Annotated in this window: 26 protein-coding genes; 24 read left to right on the top strand and 2 right to left on the bottom strand. The window is 45.2% G+C overall.

Annotated elements, in window-relative coordinates; all coding sequences use genetic code 11:
• Positions 1-35: 35 nt before the first annotated feature.
• The 14 genes from wecB to QWT69_RS02495 all read left to right on the top strand — a co-directional run bounded on the left by wecB (position 36) and on the right by QWT69_RS02495 (position 12,674).
• The gene (wecB, locus tag QWT69_RS02430) at positions 36-1,139 is read left to right on the top strand and encodes a non-hydrolyzing UDP-N-acetylglucosamine 2-epimerase (RefSeq protein ID WP_431312334.1); all 1,104 of its coding nucleotides are present in this window, start codon (positions 36-38) and stop codon (positions 1,137-1,139) included.
• Between the two features lie 451 nt (positions 1,140-1,590).
• Positions 1,591-1,962, top strand: coding sequence for an ATP synthase subunit I (locus QWT69_RS02435; RefSeq protein ID WP_317968634.1), 372 nt, complete (start codon positions 1,591-1,593; stop codon positions 1,960-1,962).
• Between the two features lie 74 nt (positions 1,963-2,036).
• Positions 2,037-2,762, top strand: a complete 726-nt coding sequence (gene atpB, locus QWT69_RS02440) for a F0F1 ATP synthase subunit A (protein WP_317968636.1) — start codon at positions 2,037-2,039, stop codon at positions 2,760-2,762.
• 66 nt (positions 2,763-2,828) lie between these two features.
• Positions 2,829-3,053 carry a F0F1 ATP synthase subunit C gene (gene atpE / locus QWT69_RS02445; RefSeq protein WP_317968638.1) on the top strand — a complete coding sequence of 75 codons (225 nt, stop codon included), beginning with the start codon at positions 2,829-2,831 and terminating at the stop codon, positions 3,051-3,053.
• 262 nt (positions 3,054-3,315) lie between these two features.
• Positions 3,316-3,849 (top strand): F0F1 ATP synthase subunit B, encoded by a 534-nt coding sequence (gene atpF, locus QWT69_RS02450; RefSeq protein ID WP_431312335.1) that lies wholly within the window; start codon positions 3,316-3,318, stop codon positions 3,847-3,849.
• Positions 3,846-4,385 carry a F0F1 ATP synthase subunit delta gene (locus QWT69_RS02455; RefSeq protein ID WP_317968640.1) on the top strand — a complete coding sequence of 180 codons (540 nt, stop codon included), beginning with the start codon at positions 3,846-3,848 and terminating at the stop codon, positions 4,383-4,385. The genes atpF and QWT69_RS02455 overlap by 4 nt, the downstream gene beginning before the upstream one ends.
• Positions 4,386-4,408: 23 nt before the next feature.
• Positions 4,409-5,920: a F0F1 ATP synthase subunit alpha gene (gene atpA, locus QWT69_RS02460; RefSeq protein WP_317968642.1), complete on the top strand. Its 1,512-nt coding sequence runs from the start codon at positions 4,409-4,411 to the stop codon at positions 5,918-5,920.
• A 54-nt stretch (positions 5,921-5,974) separates the two neighbouring features.
• Positions 5,975-6,832, top strand: a complete 858-nt coding sequence (atpG, locus tag QWT69_RS02465; RefSeq protein ID WP_317968644.1) for an ATP synthase F1 subunit gamma — start codon at positions 5,975-5,977, stop codon at positions 6,830-6,832.
• A gap of 32 nt (positions 6,833-6,864) precedes the next feature.
• Positions 6,865-8,280 (top strand): F0F1 ATP synthase subunit beta, encoded by a 1,416-nt coding sequence (gene atpD / locus QWT69_RS02470; RefSeq protein WP_317968646.1) that lies wholly within the window; start codon positions 6,865-6,867, stop codon positions 8,278-8,280.
• A gap of 18 nt (positions 8,281-8,298) precedes the next feature.
• Entirely contained in the window at positions 8,299-8,700 is a 402-nt protein-coding gene (locus QWT69_RS02475; RefSeq protein ID WP_317968648.1) for a F0F1 ATP synthase subunit epsilon, read from the top strand.
• 163 nt (positions 8,701-8,863) lie between these two features.
• Complete coding sequence (locus QWT69_RS02480) at positions 8,864-9,100, top strand: DUF1146 family protein (RefSeq protein WP_317968650.1); 237 nt, start codon at positions 8,864-8,866, stop codon at positions 9,098-9,100.
• 384 nt (positions 9,101-9,484) lie between these two features.
• Positions 9,485-10,786, top strand: a complete 1,302-nt coding sequence (gene murA, locus QWT69_RS02485) for a UDP-N-acetylglucosamine 1-carboxyvinyltransferase (RefSeq protein ID WP_317968652.1) — start codon at positions 9,485-9,487, stop codon at positions 10,784-10,786.
• A 246-nt stretch (positions 10,787-11,032) separates the two neighbouring features.
• Positions 11,033-12,004: a stage II sporulation protein D gene (gene spoIID / locus QWT69_RS02490; RefSeq protein WP_317968654.1), complete on the top strand. Its 972-nt coding sequence runs from the start codon at positions 11,033-11,035 to the stop codon at positions 12,002-12,004.
• 10 nt (positions 12,005-12,014) lie between these two features.
• Positions 12,015-12,674, top strand: coding sequence for a M23 family metallopeptidase (locus tag QWT69_RS02495; RefSeq protein WP_317968656.1), 660 nt, complete (start codon positions 12,015-12,017; stop codon positions 12,672-12,674).
• A 41-nt stretch (positions 12,675-12,715) separates the two neighbouring features.
• On the opposite strand, the gene QWT69_RS02500 is transcribed toward QWT69_RS02495, so the two are convergent.
• On the bottom strand, positions 12,716-13,324 hold the full coding sequence (locus tag QWT69_RS02500; RefSeq protein WP_317968658.1) for a hypothetical protein: 609 nt from the start codon (positions 13,322-13,324) through the stop codon (positions 12,716-12,718).
• A 387-nt stretch (positions 13,325-13,711) separates the two neighbouring features.
• Here QWT69_RS02500 and QWT69_RS02505 point away from each other — a divergent pair, with 387 nt between their 5' ends.
• From QWT69_RS02505 to QWT69_RS02540, 8 genes are all read left to right on the top strand, one after another.
• Complete coding sequence (locus QWT69_RS02505; RefSeq protein ID WP_317968660.1) at positions 13,712-13,981, top strand: sporulation transcriptional regulator SpoIIID; 270 nt, start codon at positions 13,712-13,714, stop codon at positions 13,979-13,981.
• A gap of 352 nt (positions 13,982-14,333) precedes the next feature.
• The gene (locus QWT69_RS02510) at positions 14,334-15,329 is read left to right on the top strand and encodes a rod shape-determining protein (RefSeq protein ID WP_317970865.1); all 996 of its coding nucleotides are present in this window, start codon (positions 14,334-14,336) and stop codon (positions 15,327-15,329) included.
• A gap of 32 nt (positions 15,330-15,361) precedes the next feature.
• Positions 15,362-16,198, top strand: coding sequence for a flagellar hook-basal body protein (locus QWT69_RS02515; RefSeq protein WP_317968662.1), 837 nt, complete (start codon positions 15,362-15,364; stop codon positions 16,196-16,198).
• A 28-nt stretch (positions 16,199-16,226) separates the two neighbouring features.
• Positions 16,227-17,063 carry a flagellar hook-basal body protein gene (locus QWT69_RS02520; RefSeq protein WP_317968664.1) on the top strand — a complete coding sequence of 279 codons (837 nt, stop codon included), beginning with the start codon at positions 16,227-16,229 and terminating at the stop codon, positions 17,061-17,063.
• A 22-nt stretch (positions 17,064-17,085) separates the two neighbouring features.
• Complete coding sequence (locus QWT69_RS02525; protein ID WP_317968666.1) at positions 17,086-17,424, top strand: DNA-directed RNA polymerase subunit beta; 339 nt, start codon at positions 17,086-17,088, stop codon at positions 17,422-17,424.
• Positions 17,425-17,478: 54 nt separating this feature from the next.
• Positions 17,479-17,922, top strand: a complete 444-nt coding sequence (gene fabZ, locus QWT69_RS02530; protein ID WP_317968668.1) for a 3-hydroxyacyl-ACP dehydratase FabZ — start codon at positions 17,479-17,481, stop codon at positions 17,920-17,922.
• Positions 17,923-18,049: 127 nt separating this feature from the next.
• The gene (locus tag QWT69_RS02535; RefSeq protein WP_317968670.1) at positions 18,050-18,442 is read left to right on the top strand and encodes a hypothetical protein; all 393 of its coding nucleotides are present in this window, start codon (positions 18,050-18,052) and stop codon (positions 18,440-18,442) included.
• 88 nt (positions 18,443-18,530) lie between these two features.
• Positions 18,531-18,887 (top strand): hypothetical protein, encoded by a 357-nt coding sequence (locus QWT69_RS02540; RefSeq protein ID WP_317968672.1) that lies wholly within the window; start codon positions 18,531-18,533, stop codon positions 18,885-18,887.
• Positions 18,888-18,956: 69 nt separating this feature from the next.
• On the opposite strand, the gene QWT69_RS02545 is transcribed toward QWT69_RS02540, so the two are convergent.
• The gene (locus QWT69_RS02545; RefSeq protein WP_317968674.1) at positions 18,957-19,421 is read right to left on the bottom strand and encodes a YwpF family protein; all 465 of its coding nucleotides are present in this window, start codon (positions 19,419-19,421) and stop codon (positions 18,957-18,959) included.
• Positions 19,422-19,687: 266 nt separating this feature from the next.
• Between QWT69_RS02545 and QWT69_RS02550 the strand changes: the two genes are divergently transcribed.
• Positions 19,688-20,146, top strand: coding sequence for a single-stranded DNA-binding protein (locus QWT69_RS02550; protein ID WP_317968676.1), 459 nt, complete (start codon positions 19,688-19,690; stop codon positions 20,144-20,146).
• 293 nt (positions 20,147-20,439) lie between these two features.
• A complete protein-coding gene (locus tag QWT69_RS02555) occupies positions 20,440-20,601 on the top strand; it encodes a hypothetical protein (protein ID WP_317968678.1) in 162 nt (53 codons plus the stop codon).
• The last annotated feature ends 8 nt before the right edge of the window (positions 20,602-20,609 follow it).

A 20,609-nucleotide genomic window follows, 5' to 3' on the forward strand; every position in this document is an offset into this window, starting at 1 on the left:
AAGGCGTGAATGGATTGAAACGAAAGTGGAAAGTAATGACGATTTTCGGTACAAGACCGGAAGCGATTAAAATGGCTCCGCTCGTACTTGAATTGCAGAAACATACAGAGGACATCGAATCGATTGTCACTGTGACTGCACAGCATCGTCAAATGCTGGACCAAGTTTTGCATGCATTCGATATTACACCCGATTATGATCTCAATATTATGAAAGACCGTCAGACGTTGATCGACGTAGCAACACGTGGCCTTGAAGGACTCGACAAAATCATGAAAGACGCGCAGCCGGACATCGTGCTCGTCCATGGTGATACGTCGACGACTTTCATCGGAAGTCTTGCTGCATTCTATAACCAGATTGCGGTCGGGCATGTGGAAGCGGGCCTTCGTACATGGGATAAGTTTTCCCCGTATCCGGAAGAGATGAACCGACAGTTAACCGGCGTACTTGCAGACCTTCATTTTGCACCGACAGAGAAGTCTGCGCAGAACCTATTAAATGAAGCAAAACCAAAAGACCGCATTTATATTACAGGCAATACAGCAATAGATGCATTGCAGACGACAGTCCGCGACGACTATCACCATCAAGTTCTCGACGAAATTGGCGACGACCGACTGATCTTGTTGACGGCGCACCGCAGAGAAAATCTCGGTGAACCGATGCGCAATATGTTCCGTGCTATCAACCGCATCCTTGAAAAGCACCCGGATACACAAGTCATCTATCCAGTGCATATGAATCCGGCGGTACGTGAAGTGGCGGATGAACTGCTTGGTAATAATAAACGCGTACATCTCATCGAGCCACTTGAAGTAGTCGATTTCCATAACTTTGCTGCACGCTCGCATATTATCCTCACCGATTCTGGTGGCATTCAGGAAGAAGCACCTTCACTCGGCAAGCCGGTTATCGTGCTGCGGGATACGACGGAGCGTCCTGAAGGAATTGAAGCGGGTACGTTGAAACTGGCGGGGACTGATGAAGATATGATCTTCAATCTGACAGATGAATTACTGTCAAATGAAGAAGAATATACGAAGATGTCCAAAGCATCCAATCCATATGGAGATGGAAAAGCTTCCGGCCGTATTGTCGAAGCACTTAAAGGATATCTTTCTTCACTGGAGTCATAAATAAAGGCATAGGGATTTCCCCTATAGACCGCATGAATATTGCATTCGCGTCACAATTATGACGATAATTTGACAAAGGGACGAGTTTGTGAAGTTTTTCACGGGAATCAATTGACATCAAAATGTCCCTATTGTATGCTAACAAAGGGTAAGAATGATAGGGGTTTCTTACATATGAAGATCGTCATGAGATTCACCATCGACGCAATTCTATCATCCTTACAATGGACGTCGTCAGAAGTTGCCACGCGTGTGCGTTCGATAACAACGCTTCCCGGTGGTCAGTGTATGCGACGATTCAACTTACAATTTTAGGTTCCGACCTTAATCGGAGTCTTGGACAAGCCTGACTTAGGGGAACGGAACTTTTCGTTTAACAAAGCTCATTGTCCTAACGCTTTCCACGGAACGAACAAACTGGATATAATACGAATCAGGAGATTAACCAAGTATGGAGACATTGCAAGAAATCTTCAATAAGCAGCGTAAAGCTCTCTTTTTTTTGGCCACATTATTCATTCTTGGATGGATTTTCACCGATTGGAAGACGATTTTTGCCGGTTTACTACTAGGTTCTTTTTTCGGATTGTATAATTTCTGGATTCTTGTCCGTAAAATGGGGAAGGTCGAACAGAAGTTTTCCGAAGGTAAGCACAGCTTATCGCTAGGAACAGCGTTGCGTTTCGCATCAGGTGTCGCTGCGGCAGCCATTGCGACTACGATGCCGGAGTATTTTGATTTGATCGGTACGGTTATCGGATTCGCGATACCCTACATTCTCCTACTAGTGGAGAGGATCATCTACCACGCTAGACATCAATAAAGCTTGTTTATGAATGTGGTACTATACGTAAAAATCCGACTTAGTTCTGGACGCAAAAGGGAGGTGAACGAAATATGGAACATGGAAATCCGTTAGTAACGGCTTTCAAAGGAACAGCATTCGAAATGACTTTCAACTTGTCCAACGTACTAATGCTCTTTATTACTTGTTTAATTGTATTCCTCATCGCTGTTTTCGCTACACGCAATTTGCAGCTAAAACCGACGGGTATGCAAAACTTCTTTGAATGGGTCATGGACTTCGTCAAAGGAATTATTAAAAGTAATATGGACTGGAAAACAGGTGGACGATTCCATGTATTGGGAATCACCCTTATCATGTTCCTCTTTGTAGCGAACGTCATAGGACTTCCAATGGCTGTTTATTGGAAAGGTGATCTTTGGTGGAAATCACCAACTGCAGATCCTGTAGTTACATTGACACTTGCAGCTATGGTCATTGTTCTGACGCACTACTACGGTGTTAAGATGACTGGTCTCAAAGGGTATGGAAAAGGTTATTTAAAACCACTTCCTTTCTTGGTACCTCTTAAAATCATCGAGGAATTCGCTAACACGTTGACACTCGGTCTACGTCTTTATGGTAACATCTATGCTGGTGAAGTTCTTCTTGGCCTTCTGGCGGGACTTGCAACATCCAGTTTCTTTGGTTTAGTAGGAGCGGTTGTACCGGCTCTTGCATGGACAGGCTTCTCGATTTTCGTCGGGGGGATCCAGTCATTCATCTTCGTTATGTTGTCTATGGTCTACATGTCACACAAAGTGTCAGAGGACCATTAAGCATATAATGCCCGGTTAATCGGGTAACAAAACAAAAAAATCAGGAATTATTAGGAGGAAACAATAATGGTAGGTTCAGTTGGTGTATTAGCAGCAGCAATCGCAATCGGTCTTGGAGCACTTGGTGCAGGTTTAGGTGCAGGTCTAGTCGTTTCAAAAACACAAGAAGGTATCGCTCGTCAACCTGAAGCACGTGGTATTCTTCAAACAAATATGTTCGTCGGTGTTGCACTTGTTGAAGTTGTTCCGATTTTCGCAGCTGTTATCGCGTTCATCGTAATGAACAAGTAATTCATATTCGCTCAGCGGGTGTCAAAACCCGCTACTTGTAATATGAAGCTTCCGATGGATGTCATAGGTATCTGATGGACATCTTTCACATGGCGAAGTACGCAAGGTTTTGCCCTTCGCCATTTATTTATGTAGCAAATGATGTTTGAAAAGCACTATAAACGTTGAAAATTAAGAATAATATCTTTCTATACAATAACGAAATTTGATATGAGCTCTTGAAGGGAGTGAAACAATCGTGTTAGGAAATACTCTCATCCTATTGTCCGCAAACGCTGACTCGGGATTTTTGGCGAAATTGAATAATCCTGATGGCCTGAATCTAGGCGATATCTTCGTCACAGTATTCTTCTTTGCAATCCTCATGCTTCTTCTTAAGAAATTCGCATGGGGTCCACTAATGGGCATCATGGATCAACGTGCTCAATTGATCGCGGACGAAATCGAAGCAGCTGAAAAAAGCCGCTTAGATTCACAAAATCTTTTGGAAGAGCAACGCGCCCTTCTGAAGGAAGCCCGTGACAACGCACAGTCGATTGTTGAAAACGCACGTAAGCAAGGCGAAGCAAATAGCGAAGAGCTGATTGCAGCTGCTCGTGCAGAAGTGAACCGGATGAAAGAATCCGCTACACTTGAAATCGCAACAGAGAAAGAAAAGGCAGTTGCAGCCGTACGCGAAGAATTCGTTTCACTTTCAATCTTGGCGGCTTCAAAAGTACTTGGAAAAGAAATCTCCGAGGAAGACAACCGTGCATTGATTGAAGAAACGATTGTGAAGGCAGGCGAAAGCCGATGAGCCAGTCGGTAGTAGCTGAACGCTATGCCACAGCCGTTTTCGAATTAGCACAGCAACACGGACAAACCGCTTCCATTCAGGAAGAACTAAACGAATTGAAGCAGGCTTTCCGTGATAACAAAGGCTTAAACGAGTTGCTAACTTCTCCGAAACTGTCAGCGGCAAAGAAAAAAGACGTCATCAAGACGGTATTCAACGGTGTTAATCCAATTGTCATGAACACATTGTTCGTGCTAGTGGACGCGAAACGTTTGGATGAAGTCCAAAATGTCTTTGAACAATTCCACAAATTGGCGAATGATGCTGCTGGAATCGCAGATGCGAAAGTATACTCTACAATTCCTTTAACGGAAATGGAGACGAACTCGATTTCTTCGACATTCGCACAGAAGATCGGCAAACAATCATTACGCATTGAAAATATCATCGATCCTAGTCTGATTGGCGGCATCCGCCTTCAGATCGGTAATCAGATTTACGACAGCAGTCTTAGCGCCAAGCTTAGCAAGCTGAAACGTAACCTGATCGGATCCTAATTTGAAATTGAGGGGTGACATACATGAGCATCAAAGCTGAAGAAATCAGCACGCTGATTAAGCAGCAGATTGAGAACTATCAGTCTGAGATGGAAGTAAGCGAAGTCGGTACAGTTATCAAAATCGGTGACGGTATCGCACTTGCTCATGGCCTCGACAACGTCATGGCCGGAGAACTTCTTGAGTTCTCAACGGGTGTCATGGGTATGGCGCAAAACTTGGAAGCGAACAACGTAGGTATCGTTATCCTCGGCCCATACACAGATATCCAAGAAGGCGATGAAGTACGTCGAACTGGCCGTATTATGGAAGTTCCAGTTGGTGAGGAACTGATCGGACGCGTAGTCAATTCAATCGGTATGCCGGTTGACGGACTAGGTCCAATCGCAACGACGAAAACTCGTCCAATCGAAAGTCCTGCGCAAGGTGTTATGGCACGTAAATCCGTTCATGAACCTTTACAGACAGGCATCAAAGCGATCGACGCACTCGTGCCAATCGGTCGTGGACAGCGTGAATTGATCATCGGTGACCGTCAAACAGGTAAAACAACTGTTGCAATCGATACAATTCTTAACCAGGCTGACCAAGATATGATTTGTATTTATGTAGCAATCGGACAAAAGGAATCCACAGTTCGTGGGGTTGTTGAAACTCTCCGTAAAAACGGCGCGCTTGATTACACAATCGTTGTAACAGCATCAGCTTCACAACCAGCTCCATTGCTATTCCTAGCACCATATACAGGTGTTACGATGGCTGAAGAATTCATGTTCCAAGGCAAGCACGTATTAGTTGTATATGATGACCTATCTAAACAAGCTGCTGCTTACCGTGAACTTTCATTGCTACTTCGTCGTCCTCCAGGTCGTGAAGCATACCCTGGTGACGTATTCTACTTGCACTCCCGTTTACTCGAGCGTGCAGCGAAGTTGAACGATACATTGGGCGCAGGTTCAATTACTGCACTTCCATTCGTTGAAACACAAGCTGGAGATATCTCCGCTTATATTCCAACAAACGTAATTTCCATCACTGATGGACAGATCTTCTTGCAGTCAGACCTCTTCTTCTCGGGTGTACGTCCAGCGATTAACGCCGGTCTTTCCGTATCCCGTGTTGGTGGTTCTGCACAGATTAAAGCAATGAAGAAGGTTGCCGGTACACTTCGTCTTGACCTTGCTGCATTCCGTGAGCTTGAAGCGTTCTCCGCATTCGGTTCCAATCTTGAAGCATCGACACAAGCGAAATTAGACCGCGGAATCCGTACTGTTGAAGTTTTGAAACAAGACTTGAACAAGCCAGTTAAAGTCGAATACCAAGTAGTCATCCTTTATGCGTTGACGCGCGGTCTACTTGACGATGTAGCTGTTGCGGATATCCTTCGTTTTGAAAGTGAAATTTCATCTTGGCTCGAATCCAACCACACTGAAGTATTCGATCATATCCGTACGACGAAAGACCTTCCGTCTGACGAAATCATGAAAGATGCGATTAACGCATTCAAAAAGACTTTCGTTCCGTCTGAAGCATAAGAAATAGTCACGCAGGATTTTGGTCCAATCAAACAATAAGGTGGTGAATTGCCAGTGGTATCATTACGCGATATAGAAAACCGTATTAAATCGACAAAGAAGACGAGTCAAATCACAAAAGCGATGCAAATGGTTTCAGCTTCCAAATTGACCCGTGCCGAAATGAATGCAAAAGCATTCGTTCCGTACATGGAGAAAATCCAGGAAGTTGTCAGTGCGATTGCGAGCGCGACAAGCGACTCCAACCATCCAATGCTAACAAACCGCCCTGTGAAAAAGACAGGCTATATTATCGTCACATCCGACCGTGGACTGGTAGGTGGTTACAACAGTAACATCTTCCGTAAAGCGAAGCGGGCGATCGAAGAACGTCACGCATCAAAAGATGAAGTGAAAATCGTTGCGATCGGTCGTAAGGGGCTTGAGTTTTTCGAGAACCTCGGCTATGACATCAGCGAAAGCCTGGTCGGTGTTTCCGATCACCCTTCTTTCGAGGAAATCAAAGCAATCGCGAATCGAGCTGTTGGCATGTTCACAGAAGGCGAATATGATGAAGTGTACTTGTTCTACAACCACTTCATCTCCGCCATCTCCCATGAAGTGACGGAAAAGAAACTGCTTCCGCTCACTGACTTTTCATCAGCATCTACAATGGCTTCGTATGAATTCGAACCTTCCGCTGAAGCGATTCTTAAAACGCTTCTTCCACAATATGCGGAAAGCCTTATTTACGGAGCAGTGCTTGATGGAAAAGCGAGCGAACATGCTTCCAGTATGACAGCGATGAAGACTGCTACGGATAATGCTTCTGAATTAATTGATTCATTAACATTGTCATTTAACCGTGCACGTCAAGCTGCAATCACGCAGGAGATCACTGAGATCGTCGGCGGAGTTGCCGCTTTAGAATAAAGAACGGGAAAAGTAAGACAGGAGGGAAAAGCATGAGTAACGGTAAAATACTTCAAGTAATGGGTCCTGTTGTTGACGTTAAATTCGAAGACGGCAACTTACCAGGTATCTATAACGCATTGAAGGTCCAAATCGAACGTCCGAACGAAGCGCCTCAAACGTTGACGCTTGAAGTTGCTCTCCACCTTGGAGACGACACTGTCCGTACAATCGCGATGTCATCGACAGATGGTTTGAAGCGTGGTACGGATGTACTCGATACAGGGTCATCAATTGCAGTTCCAGTCGGGGACGTTACACTTGGACGTGTATTCAACGTACTTGGAGAAATCATCGACCTTGGAGAGGAAATCCCTGCTACCGAGCAGCGTGACCCAATCCACCGTCTGGCTCCAGAATTCGAAAACCTTTCAACTGAAGTTGAAATTCTTGAAACAGGTATTAAAGTTGTCGACTTGCTTGCACCATACATCAAGGGTGGTAAAATCGGACTCTTCGGTGGAGCCGGTGTAGGTAAGACAGTTCTTATCCAGGAATTGATCAACAACATCGCACAAGAACACGGTGGTATTTCCGTATTCGCTGGTGTTGGTGAACGTACACGTGAAGGAAATGACTTATTCTTTGAAATGACTGATTCCGGCGTTATCACAAAGACGGCAATGGTATTCGGTCAGATGAACGAGCCACCTGGCGCACGTATGCGTGTTGCTTTGACTGGTTTGACAATGGCAGAACATTTCCGTGATGAACAAGGCGCGGACGTACTTCTATTCATCGATAATATCTTCCGCTTCACGCAAGCGGGTTCTGAAGTTTCTGCACTTCTTGGCCGTATGCCATCTGCTGTTGGTTACCAACCGACACTCGCAACTGAGATGGGTCAGCTTCAAGAGCGTATCACTTCAACAAACAAAGGTTCAGTTACATCGATCCAAGCGATTTACGTACCAGCCGATGACTATACGGATCCGGCTCCGGCTACAACTTTCGCTCACTTAGATGCAACGACGAACCTTGAGCGTAAACTTTCTGAAATGGGTATCTACCCTGCAGTTGACCCACTTGCTTCTTCTTCACGTGCACTTAGCCCTGAAATCGTTGGCGAAGAGCATTACGAAGTGGCTCGTCAAGTACAGTCCACATTGCAGCGTTACCGTGAACTTCAAGATATCATCGCGATCCTAGGTATGGACGAGCTCAGCGAAGACGACAAACTTGTCGTTGGACGTGCACGTCGTATCCAATTCTTCCTTTCACAAAACTTCCACGTGGCTGAGCAGTTCACAGGCCAAAAGGGATCTTATGTACAAGTTTCTGAAACAATCAGCGGCTTTAAGGAAATCTTGGAAGGTCGTTATGATCATCTTCCAGAAGATGCTTTCCGTCTTGTCGGACGCATCGAAGAAGCAATTGAAAAAGCAAAAGGCATGGGCGTAGAAGTCTAAGAACAGGGAGGGAAACCAATGAAGACAATTAAAGTCAATATCGTTACTCCCGACGGTCCTGTTAATGAATCTGAAGCGGATATGGTAATTGCCTCAACCGAAACCGGAGAAATCGGGATTCTTCCCGACCATATTGCTATGGTTGCTCCACTTCAGATCGGTGCACTTCGACTGATTAAAGACAATAAATCTTTGAACATTGCCGTTCACGGTGGTTTCATCGAAGTACGTCCTGACGTCATCACCGTTCTCGCACAACATGCTGAATTGGCTTCTGACATTGACCTTGCTCGTGCAGAACGCGCGGCAAAACGTGCAGAACAAGAACTACAGGAAAAAACAGATAAACAGGATATGCTTTTAGCGGAACTCGATTTAAAGAGAGCGGTAAATCGTATCAATGTTCATAAAATGAACTAATTGTTTTGACTGGGTCGGCGGGCAGAGGAAGTCTTTCTTCTGCCCGCATTTTTTCTTGTTGTAGTGTGTTTGAACTATCAATCTATAGTATATTATTAGTAAGGTTTTAGGTATGAAGTATGAGAGAAGAAGCAATCGATGCACGTGAAGGGAAGTAGTGGCAATGAATGATTTATTCGTACATAATCCCATGTTGGCAATCATTTCACACATATTTTTCATCGGTTTGACGTTTTTTGCATTGCAGTCAATTATGCCTGAAAAAATCATAAAAAAACATCATGTTTTCCAGGCGCAACTGCTGTATATTCTTTTGAGTTTTGCGATCGGATCGGCCGTATCAAATTTCTTTTTGGACATATCCTATTGGTCAGGAAGGCTTCCGATCATGTTCAAGTAAGTTGGTTTGGCTGGAAACTTATCGGGTAGATACTTAGTAGGCATCATGCAGCTGTTTGCATATAATACTCATGCTATCGCCGCGTATATACGAAAGTGTATTTGGGGCGATGGCATGAAACGCAATAATGTCCAGTTTCTTCAATGGCAAAGGAATCTGGCACATGGTAGCGCTCAATGCCCAGTCACAATAGGGCACAAACCGTCAAATGGGTACATATTATAGACTATCTTGTAGATAGACGCTAATTAGCCCTGTTGGTCCTTGTTTAGAAAAAAGAAGCACTGTAAAATAGTATGTGTTTTTATGTTTAATTTATGACAATAAAAAGGTACAGACTATCATATGGCAAAAAGTATAAAAATGAAGTCGGAGGGACTTTTTGTGGATAAAATTATAATTAACGGTGGACGTGTTCTTCACGGAAATGTTCGTGTTGAAGGTGCGAAAAATGCGGTATTACCGATTTTAGCAGCTGCATTATTGGCATCGGATGGACCGAATATCATCCGTGATGTGCCCAATCTGTCAGACGTTTCAACGATTAATGAAGTAGTGAAAAGTTTGAACGCAAAAGTTGAATATGATGCGGCTCGAGGAGAAGTAATCATTGATTCGACAAATCAGTTGGCGAACGAAGCTCAATTTGAATATGTACGCAAAATGCGCGCTTCGATCTTAGTTATGGGCCCCGTACTTGCTCGTAACGGATTCGCACGTGTGGCTCTTCCAGGAGGCTGTGCAATCGGTTCAAGACCGATCGATCAGCACCTTAAAGGATTCGAAGCAATGGGAGCAGAAATCTCATTCGGTCATGGACACGTAGAAGCAAAAGCACCAAATGGCCTAACTGGCGCTAAAATTTACTTGGACTTCCCGAGTGTAGGTGCAACAGAAAACATCATGACGGCAGCAGCGCTTGCAAAAGGTACGACAATTATCGAAAACGCAGCAAAAGAGCCGGAAATTGTCGATTTAGCCAACTTCATCAACGAAATGGGCGGCAGAGTCATTGGTGCAGGGACGGATGCTATCCGTATCGAAGGTGTAAGTAAGCTTCACGGAACAATTCACCATATTATTCCGGATCGTATTGAAACGGGTACATTTATGGTAGCTGCAGCAATTACAGGCGGCGACGTTACAATCGATAATGCTGTTCCTGAACATAACGCGGCATTGATTTCCAAGCTTACTGAAATGGGCGTCATCATTACTGAGCTGGATGAAGGTTTGCGTATTCGTGCAGATCATCCATTAAAAGCGGTTGACCTGAAGACGATGCCACATCCTGGATTCCCGACAGATATGCAATCACAAATGATGGCATTGATGTTGACGGCTTCTGGAACGGGTGTCTTGACAGAAACTGTATTCGAAAACCGTTTCATGCACGTCGAAGAATTCCGACGTATGAACGCAAGTGTCAAAATTGAAGGACGTTCAGTTATCATTTCAGGACCGTCCGATCTACAAGGTGCAGAAGTTGCGGCAACTGATCTTCGCGCAGCAGCAGCGTTAATCTTAGCAGGACTTGTTGCGGAAGGAACGACACGTGTAACGGAATTGATTCATCTGGACAGAGGCTACGTCGATTTCCATAAGAAATTGAAAGCACTTGGTGCAGACATCGAACGTGTTTCATCTGAAGAAACATCTACAGAAAAAACAGAACAGCTCGTTTAAGGTACGCAATCATACACTTATCCGTTGCTTATAAAACTGTCTCCACCTCGGTCAAACGATGTAGAGATAGTTTTTTTATTTGCACTAAAATGGTGAACTTCATTCCAGAAGCGGCTAAAGTACACGCTATGCAGCATCATCTACGAGTCTGCCATCATTTTACCTACTATATGCAGTTGTTTAAACGCGAGTCAGTCAAACACAAATTAGTTGAATGAATCATAGTCTATCTTCATACAATTAATTATGGACAAACTACTAGCTGTTTTATTCATTCTACTCTTATTCTTTATTCCTATTCTAATGAAAAAAACGATTGAACCTGAACGACCTGTGGCGATGGAAGAAAGTCCTGATTCTTGCATCATCCATATAACAGTGGATGGGGAGGACAAGCCAATCCCGCTCGACGAGTATATTGTCGGCGTCGTTGCTGGGGAAATGCCAATCGGATTCCACGACGAAGCATTGCGTGCACAGGCGATCGCCGCGCGTACATACGCATTGCGTTCGACTGATATGGGAAGGAGGCCCATTCAAGCAACTGTTTCGGCACAGGTGTACAAAAATCCAGCGGAACGAAAAAAACGTTGGGGGAAGGAGTTCAAAGCGAACGATATGCGATTGCGGGAAATTGTTAAATCGACGTCAGACAATATCATCGTCTATGAAGATGAAATGATCACAGCGATGTTCTTCTCCACATCCAATGGTAAAACAGAAACAGCTCAAAACTATAGCGGTAACCCGATTCCCTATTTACAAAGTGTTGAAAGTCCAGGGGAGGATGTCGTCGAAGCGCAAGTGGAGCGGCGTATTGAAATGCCCTTAAATGAGTGGAACGAAGCGCTTGGTGATGAATGGAAAGCGGACCGGTTCAGAAGTCTTCAACTCATTCGCAATCAGACAGGCCGTGTCCAAAAAGCACAAACGACAAATTTTGAAATGACGGGCAGGGAAATGCGTGAAGCGCTCGGTATTGCATCGACCGATTTCGATATTGCCTATGACATTACGAATAAAATCGTCATCATCACGACAAAGGGATACGGACACGGTGTCGGTATGAGCCAATTCGGCGCAGAAGCATTCGCACAGAAGGGCTGGACTGCCGAATCAATCCTTACGTACTACTATTCCGGCACGACAATAAAAAAGTTTGAACTTGATGAATCGGAATGTTTAAAAACACTCACACTTGCAAACAATAGCAAGTGAGGTGATGATAATGCGAGAAGAAAAACCGAAATTCCCTTCTCAGAAGAATAAGAGTCAGAAGAAGAATAGATGGTTCTGGCCAGCCATCTACTCAGGTCTAGCGATCGTCTTCGTCGGTATGATTTGGGGCTTCAACGCCATCGTACAAAAGGACAGTGCGACGGATGGTGTCGAAGTGACGCAACAGCCGAACAATGACTTGGTCGTAGAAACAAACGCGCAAACAGAAGTACTCAAGTATCCGTTTGACGAAGATGAATTTGAAAACATGGCCATTTTACAAGAGTACTATGATGTGGAAGCGGACGAAGATATGAGAGAGAAAGCACTTCTCGTCTTCAGCCAGACGTACCTGACAAACAAAGGCCTTTCCATCTCAATGGAAGATCAGCCATTTGAAGTCGTCGCAGCCATGAGCGGAACCGTCAAAGAAGTCGTCATCGACGAATTCTCAGGCAGCGAAATCACAATTGAACACGCTGAAGGGCTATCCACAATCTACGGCTCACTCACAGGCATCCTCGTGAAAGAAGGCGACCAAGTCCTCCAAGGACAAGCACTCGGCAACGCCACTAGCAACGAATGGAACGCCCAAGCAGGCACACACCTGCACTTCGAAGTGCACAAAGACGGCATCCCAGTGAACCCGCGCTCATACCTAGCATTCTAACCAACCAAGCCATCCACGCGAAACATTGCGGGATGGCTTTTTTAAATCGCGTCGGGGGAATGTGGGTGGGTGGGCGATTGAATGCTCCGCGTACGATTTTGGTGGACGCTCTCGTAGAAGAATATTACCTGCGCGCCCGTAAAAGCCACGCCCGCGCTCGTAAAGTCGTCCGGTGCGCCCGTAAAAGCCACGCCCGCGCTCGTAAAGTCGTCCTGCGCGCTCGTAAAAGCCACGCCCGCGCCCGTAAAGTCGTCCGGTGCGCCCGTAAAAGCCACGCCCGCGCTCGTAAAGTCGTCCGGTGCGCCCGTAAAAGCCACGCCCGCGCTCGTAAAGTCGTCCGGTGCGCCCGTAAAAGCCACGCCCGCGCTCGTAAAGTCGTCCGGTGCGCCCGTAAAAGCCACGCCCGCGCTCGTAAAGTCGTCCGGCGCGCCCGTAAAAGCCACGCCCGCGCTCGTAAAGTCGTCCTGCGCGCCCGTAAAAGCCACGCCCGCGCTCGTAAAGTCGTCTGGTGCGCCCGTATAGGCATTCTCGACGCCCGAAAATAGCATCGCCAAAAACCAAAACCAAGATGAATTGGTCAACAGCACTTCACGCGACCGAAAAATCCTAATAACCGGTAATTCTCCGCGAACCAAAAAAAGACCAATCATCCGTTGAACTTATATTGCTTGGCGCCGCCAGACATAACCGCTCAACCTGCCGCCCAAACCGCTCAACCTCATCCGAAATCCGCTCAACATGCCGCATAAACCGCTCAACCTCATCCAAAATCCGCTCAACCTGCCACCCAAAACCGCTCAACCTCATCCAAAATCCGCTCAACCTACCGCCCAAACCGCTCAAACTCACCAAAACCAAGACAAATTGGTCAACAGCACTTCACGCGACAGATAAATCCAAAAACATGCCTTTCTCCGCGAACCAAAAAAAGACCAATCATCCTTTGAACTTATATTGCTTGCCGCCGCCAGACATAACCGCCTTCTAAGCCGCATAAGATAAAGGAAGAAATTGAGCTGACAGGAAAGGAAGAGGGCGTGCACGAGCAAATTCGGAGGCGATGCGTGCGCCTCGGCAAAATGTTGCTGGACACTGGACTTACCGTACGGGCACTCGCGAAAGCGACAGGATACTCCAAAAGCACGGTCCATAAAGATTTGACAGAACGGTTGCCAAATGTGGATATGGAGTTATCCGAAGAAGTCGCGAGAATACTTGCCTATCATAAGTCTGTCAGACATTTAAGAGGCGGTGAAGCAACACGAATGAAATGGATGAATGAACATAAGAAGGCCCGCAATACATGACGGGAACAGACGGGGACACCGCCATCATTCGTACACGAATGCGGAACCCTGTCTTTTCGCATGTTGAAAATGAGGTGAACACAACCTAAAGTTTAATAAAAATACATATGCCATTCGAATTGGAATGATAAAGTACTAGTAGGAAACATCCGATATAATCTCCATTCGCTTATAAAAGGCTGTCAAAACTATCCAAAACGCATCAAATCATATAAATTCATTCCTGAATAAAAATATATAAAATGACTTCTATCTTTATGTTCAATAAAGAAGCTATATGATACAATATATAGTTAGAAGAGCACGTATAAATATAGGACGAGCAAGAAGCTGGAAGGGGAAGCTGGGATTGATCTTTGCTAAAGATATCGGAATCGACCTGGGGACTGCAAATGTGTTGATTCACGTAAAAGGAAAAGGCATTGTTTTGGACGAGCCCGCAGTTGTGGCACTCGACAAACAGTCAAATAAAGTATTGGCAGTCGGCGAAGAAGCGTTTAAAATGGTCGGCAGAACGCCCGGCAATATCATTGCCATCCGCCCGATGAAAGATGGCGTAATTGCGGATTTCGATGTGACGGAAGCGATGCTGCGTCATTTCATTAATAAATTGAATGTCAAAGGATTTCTGACAAAACCGACAATCCTCGTATGTTGTCCGACGAACATTACGCGTGTCGAACAAAAGGCGATAAAGGATGCAGTCGAAAAATCCGGCGGTAAGAAAGTATACTTAGAAGAAGAACCGAAAGTCGCTGCAATCGGCGCTGGCATGGATATCTTTCAGCCAAGCGGCAATATGGTCATCGATATCGGGGGCGGGACGACGGATGTCGCAGTCCTTTCGATGGGTGATATTGTTACCTCTGAATCACTGAAGGCAGCGGGCGATATGCTCGACAATAATATTATCCAATATATTAAGAAAAAACATAAATTGCTAATTGGTGACCGTACAGCTGAAACAATCAAAATGAAGATTGCAACTGTCTTCCCTGGCGGACGCCAAGAAGAGATGGACATTAGAGGCCGTGACATGGCAACGGGACTACCCCGCATTCTAACCATCAATTCTGAAGAAATCCGTATGGCGATGAGCGAAACAATCGAAATGATTGTCCAGTCCGCGAAAAACGTTCTGGAAAAGACGCCACCTGAACTGTCAGCGGACATTATTGATAGGGGGATCTTCCTAACTGGTGGTGGGGCGTTGCTGCACGGCATCGACCAGCTGCTTGCGGAAGAACTGAAAGTACCGGTTTTCGTATCGGATAATCCATTGGGCTGTGTAGCGATTGGCACGGGAATTTTACTCGACAATATTAGCAAAGCAAATAGACGGTTTTAAGAAATACCCACTAATGAAGGGAGGTATTCTTCATGTTTAAAGGTTTTTATACAGTTGGATCCGGCATGATTGCCCAACAGCGCAGAACGGAAATGCTCGCGAACAATATGGCCAATTCCAATACACCGGGGTTTAAAGCGGAACAATCCAGTATCCGTTCATTCCCGGAAATGTTAATGTCCAATCTAGACAGCACGAAGATTCCGACGCAAAAAGGTTTAAATTTACATGGATTGTCACCGGTCGGTGGATTATCTACCGGCGTCTACATGCAGGAAACGATGCCATCATTCCTCCAAGGTGCCATGCGCGAAACAGGTATGACGACGGATATCGCATTGATTGACGGCAACTTGCCGATTGACGAAGCGACAGGTATGGCGGGAGCGGTTTTCTTCAAGTTGGACAATGGCAACGGCACTGAAGCCTATACGAAAAACGGGAACTTCACGATTGATGCAGACGGTTACCTGACAAATCCATCGGGCAATTATGTGCTCGATACGAACAGTCAACGAATCCAGTTGCAAAACGATGATTTTGCTGTTTCGAGCAATGGGGATATTATGGAAAACGGAGCGGTCGTCGCAACACTTGGAGTGGCATTCGCAGATCAGCCAGGCTTACTTGCGAAATCAGGCAACGGGCTGTTTACGAATGCGGCAGGCAACTTGCCTAATGCACAAGGCACGGCAGGTGTCGGGTATTCACTTCAACAAGGTTATCTTGAATCATCCAATGTCGACGCAGGCAAGACGATGACGGACATGCTGACGGCATATCGTGCTTTTGAAGCAAATCAAAAGATTCTTCAAGCATATGATCGAAGCATGGAAAAAGCGGTAAATGAAATCGGACGCGTCAATTGATGATGCGCATTGAAAGGGGCCGGAACAAATGATACGGTCAATGTCAACAGCAGTCAATACGATGAATCAATTGCAGCACCAAATCGATAATATCGGCAATAATTTATCCAATTCCGCTACAAACGGCTATAAATCAAATGAAACAAACTTCCAAGAATTGCTCTATCAGCAATTCACTAATGATAAAGCCGATACCGCACAACGGCAAACGCCTGTTGGGATTCGATACGGAGTCGGCGCAATGCTCGGTTCTGCCCAAATGAACTGGAAAGTCGGTTACCTGCAAATGACAGGGCGCGACCTCGATTTTGCATTAACGGAACCGAAGCAATATTTCAATCTCCTCATGCCTGGTGAAGGCGGCGAGCAGACAGTGTATACACGCGCAGGGAACTTCTATATTTCACCTGTTGACGGTGGCAACGTGATGCTTGTGAACGGTGAAGGATATCCGGTAGCGGACAGTGCTGGTCAACCGATTACATTTGCTGATAATGTGAAAGGGTATACTATGCTACCCGGTGGTGTGCTTGAAGTGACGCAGAACGACGGCACGACAGACCGTATTCAGATGGGTGTGACGACGCTTGAACGTCCGAACCTTATGACGCGTCTATCATCAACGGATTTTGCATTACCTGCGAACTTGGCTGACCTCGGCGTGACTGCAGCAGATGTACTGACAGAAATGAATGGGGCAGCGCGCAACCGGATTGGCATGGAAAATCAGAAGCTTGAAGCATCAAACGTTAATTATGAAAAAGAGATGACAGACTTGATCAATGTCCAACGTTCTTATCAATTCAACGCACGGACAGTTACACTTGCCGATCAGATGCTAGGGTTAATTAACAGCATCCGATAAGTCGTGCTAGGGAGAAATCGATATGATAGATGACAAACAAAAAACGCCCCAGTGGGATCATATGAAGCAGAAGGATGCCACGGAACAGCAAATCGTCGCTTCCAGAATGCAACGAAACCAGCAAAAAAAGAACAACCCCGAAGCCAAAGAGGAACAACGTGAAAAATCACGTATATGGGTTCAAATTCGATTATTCCCGATATGGCTACGCATAATCCTCGTTATCGCTATACTTGGGATTGCAGCAGTCCTTGGGGCAATGGTCGGATACGGCTATATCGGTGATGGACAACCGTCAGATGTACTGAACAAGGACACGTGGACACATATTATCGATATCATAAGCGGGAAAGAGTCGTAATGGCTCTTTCGTTTTCATTTTTATCATCATACATACAAGTTGGAGGTTGAAGTCATGCTAACGGCAGAACAGATTCAACAGATCATTCCGCATCGCTACCCATTCCTAATGGTCGATCGGATTACTGAACTGGAAGAAGGAAAACGCGCGGTCGGCTTGAAAAATGTTACCATCAATGAAGAATATTTTAACGGACATTTTCCTGGATATCCTGTCATGCCGGGAGTATTGATCGTGGAAGCGCTTGCACAAGTCGGAGCGGTTGCTATGCTTAAAAAAGAGGAAAACCGCGGCCGTCTGGCATTTTTCGCGGGAATCGACAATTGCCGTTTTAAACGCCAAGTCGTTCCGGGTGATACCCTCAAATTGGAAGTTGAAATTACACGCCTGCGCGGACCTATCGGTAAAGGGAAGGCGATTGCGACTGTAGATGGTGAAGTTGCATGTGAAGCAGAAATTACATTTGCGCTTGGCCCCGTGGAACAAGCTTCAAATTAATTTGCACGCATGCAAAAATTTCGATACAATAGATACAACACGATGAATTCATTTACAACTGTACTAAAACTGAAATGTTTTGTACATCCAATACATGTACGTTTAAAGTGGGAGGTACCAATTAACAATGTACAAAGATCTTTCGCCAAATATAAAGAGCAGTATTACTCGTTCAATCACACAGACATTTGAGCAATATATGGCAAATATCGAATGGAATGAGAATAAGTATGATATTGCGGACTTTGTGGAAATGTGGCGCGACTATATTACAACAAAAGCGTTATGGTATTCAAAAATTCCGGATGAAGTGAAAGCGGATTCGAAATTCCATGAAGACCTTGCACAACGAATCAATGAAGTGATTGTACGTATTTTAAACGAACCACCAAATGAAGAGCAAATTGCTTCCATTCAGATGCAACAAGAAAAGCTCGACACACATTATAATTATGGCTGTAAAGCGGAAGCTGCATACGTCGAGTCGTTGCTAGCTGAACACGCTGAAAACATCCAATAAAATTGAATGGATAGTTCCCTCCTTTTAAGCCAACCTACATTATCATACGTTTGTATGATAAACGGCTTGTGGAAAGGAGGGAATTTTCATGTTCAAAAAAGCGATACCACTCGCACTCGTCACAGGACTTGCACTGGCTGGATGTGGCAATAATGATGTACCAAGTAACAACGAAACACCGATGGAAAGAATTGAAGACGATATGCGTGATGTGACACCGAGAGTGAATAACGGTGCAGGACCGGACATGGATGGCGTTGAGAACGGAAGAGATCGCGGGAATGGTGTGAATGACGGGATCATCAATGATGATAACCGAAACAACGGTACGATGGACGGGATGAACAACACCGATGATGGCATCATAAATGATGACAACATTACAAACCCGAACAACACAAACAAAAACCGTGATCAAAAAAATGGAATGAATAACAACCGCTAACCGCAAGCCGAAAAAAAACCGCCTCCCAGGCGGTTTTTCTTTTGAGAAGCTATATGAAAAAGCTACCAGTTACGGTAGCTCCACGTCTGTACGATCATCTTGATGCTCGATATCCTTCTTCAATCGCGGACGCTCGCGCATATCGGATTCAAACCGCTTTAGCAGCGCGTCACCGCCTAGTCCTTCTGTAATCAATTCTTCCAGGAGATGTTCTGCATATTTCGAGCGCGCACGTTTCAGACGGCCTTTTAACAAGACGGATATATTGTCGCCAATTTGCTGTATGGCATCGACAGTGACACGGAATCCTGCCGGCTCATTGCCCGGATAAGATATGACGACACGCGCTTCCACGAGTTCGTCTGTATCTTTCAAACGTGTGAAAAATGCTTCATGCTCACTTGCGATGAACAACTCAAGAACCCATAGCCGATGACTGTTCTCCTGGTTGATGATAATGCCGTCGATCAGCGGGAAATCTACTAGTTTCTCCCCATCCAATATGCCAATCGAAATCATTTTAAATGTCTTCAAAGCCGCCACCCCTCTCACTTTTTCTCCAAGTATACCATATCGGCAAAAAAACTTCGAAAACTGCCCAATCTTCTATTTTCTTTAAAAAGCGAAAAATTCACAAGTCGTCAGCTACCTTAGACAATGTCGAATGAAAGGACTTTCAGCTCATTAATAAATCGTCAAATTCCGGTTTGAAATCTCACGAAAAACGATTTTTCGTCAGTTGCCAATTTTCGGACTACAGTTATATGATAAGGGCATCACAAATGGAAGGAGGGAAAAATGTGAACCAAGTGGCACTCGTAGGACGAATAACGAAAGATCCCGTCTTACGGAAATTATCGGAAGGCAGACTGCAAACAAGCTTCATCCTAGCCGTTAACCGCAACTTTAAAAACCAGCAAGGTGAAGTAGGGACCGACTTCATACTTTGCACGGCTTGGGGGAAAACGGCGGAAAACACAGCGAAACATTGCGGAAAAGGTTCGTTAGTCGGTGTGGGTGGACGCATCCAATCGAGAACATACGAACGGGAAGACAATACGCGTGTTTTCGTCACCGAAATAATCGGCGAAGAAATTCGATTCCTTTCGACAAAGCGGCGTGAAAACGACAATATGTACGAAGACCACGGGTTCGGAACGAAAGAAGCAAATACGCGGGCCGTTTCAACCGAACAAGATGACGCTCAAAAGAATTTCCATCTGCCACAGGACGAAAAAGACGGATTGCCTATTTTCTAACCTGTCGTTTCCATACATACCGATAGGCTGATCGTAGGTAGCATTGAAAAATGGGATGGAACCGTAAAAAGTAAGCTTGGAATGCTAGTTACTGCAAAAACGAAGAATGCGTTAAAGGAGAACACCAGATACTGGACAGGTGGGGATCTGTCCGTATCTACACAGATCAGATAGGGGAGCATTGTACCAACTGCAATGCTTGCTGCGAATAGGGGTCATGACTATGGCCTACACAAACTTGCGGCGGGACAGACCGCTCCTGCCGCAACTCCAAAAAAGAAAGGGGTAGTCTGATGGAAATACTTGAAAAGAAAATGATTCGGATGGAACTGCAAATCGGTGAACTAATCCGCATCATCGCCAATATGAACGAACGCATCATTGAACTAGAAGAGAATGAGCAAGTCAACAACCGCCTATCATTCTTCGCAAACCGCGAGACGAACCGCCTCTAAATAATGTC

Origin of the sequence: Sporosarcina oncorhynchi, from assembly GCF_033304615.1 — a bacterium.
Lineage (GTDB): Bacteria > Bacillota > Bacilli > Bacillales_A > Planococcaceae > Sporosarcina > Sporosarcina oncorhynchi.

What these genes read in the sequence shown, in the direction of transcription:
- wecB (WP_431312334.1), top strand. Translation starts at nt 36, where the DNA reads ATGACGATTTTCGGTACAAGACCGGAAGCGATTAAAATGGCTCCGCTC.
- QWT69_RS02435 (WP_317968634.1), top strand. Translation starts at nt 1,591, where the DNA reads ATGGAGACATTGCAAGAAATCTTCAATAAGCAGCGTAAAGCTCTCTTT.
- atpB (WP_317968636.1), top strand. Translation starts at nt 2,037, where the DNA reads ATGGAACATGGAAATCCGTTAGTAACGGCTTTCAAAGGAACAGCATTC.
- atpE (WP_317968638.1), top strand. Translation starts at nt 2,829, where the DNA reads ATGGTAGGTTCAGTTGGTGTATTAGCAGCAGCAATCGCAATCGGTCTT.
- QWT69_RS02455 (WP_317968640.1), top strand. Translation starts at nt 3,846, where the DNA reads ATGAGCCAGTCGGTAGTAGCTGAACGCTATGCCACAGCCGTTTTCGAA.
- atpA (WP_317968642.1), top strand. Translation starts at nt 4,409, where the DNA reads ATGAGCATCAAAGCTGAAGAAATCAGCACGCTGATTAAGCAGCAGATT.
- atpD (WP_317968646.1), top strand. Translation starts at nt 6,865, where the DNA reads ATGAGTAACGGTAAAATACTTCAAGTAATGGGTCCTGTTGTTGACGTT.
- QWT69_RS02475 (WP_317968648.1), top strand. Translation starts at nt 8,299, where the DNA reads ATGAAGACAATTAAAGTCAATATCGTTACTCCCGACGGTCCTGTTAAT.
- QWT69_RS02480 (WP_317968650.1), top strand. Translation starts at nt 8,864, where the DNA reads ATGAATGATTTATTCGTACATAATCCCATGTTGGCAATCATTTCACAC.
- spoIID (WP_317968654.1), top strand. Translation starts at nt 11,033, where the DNA reads ATGGACAAACTACTAGCTGTTTTATTCATTCTACTCTTATTCTTTATT.
- QWT69_RS02495 (WP_317968656.1), top strand. Translation starts at nt 12,015, where the DNA reads ATGCGAGAAGAAAAACCGAAATTCCCTTCTCAGAAGAATAAGAGTCAG.
- QWT69_RS02500 (WP_317968658.1), bottom strand. Translation starts at nt 13,324, where the DNA reads ATGATTGGTCTTTTTTTGGTTCGCGGAGAATTACCGGTTATTAGGATT.
- QWT69_RS02515 (WP_317968662.1), top strand. Translation starts at nt 15,362, where the DNA reads ATGTTTAAAGGTTTTTATACAGTTGGATCCGGCATGATTGCCCAACAG.
- QWT69_RS02520 (WP_317968664.1), top strand. Translation starts at nt 16,227, where the DNA reads ATGATACGGTCAATGTCAACAGCAGTCAATACGATGAATCAATTGCAG.
- QWT69_RS02525 (WP_317968666.1), top strand. Translation starts at nt 17,086, where the DNA reads ATGATAGATGACAAACAAAAAACGCCCCAGTGGGATCATATGAAGCAG.
- fabZ (WP_317968668.1), top strand. Translation starts at nt 17,479, where the DNA reads ATGCTAACGGCAGAACAGATTCAACAGATCATTCCGCATCGCTACCCA.
- QWT69_RS02535 (WP_317968670.1), top strand. Translation starts at nt 18,050, where the DNA reads ATGTACAAAGATCTTTCGCCAAATATAAAGAGCAGTATTACTCGTTCA.
- QWT69_RS02540 (WP_317968672.1), top strand. Translation starts at nt 18,531, where the DNA reads ATGTTCAAAAAAGCGATACCACTCGCACTCGTCACAGGACTTGCACTG.
- QWT69_RS02555 (WP_317968678.1), top strand. Translation starts at nt 20,440, where the DNA reads ATGGAAATACTTGAAAAGAAAATGATTCGGATGGAACTGCAAATCGGT.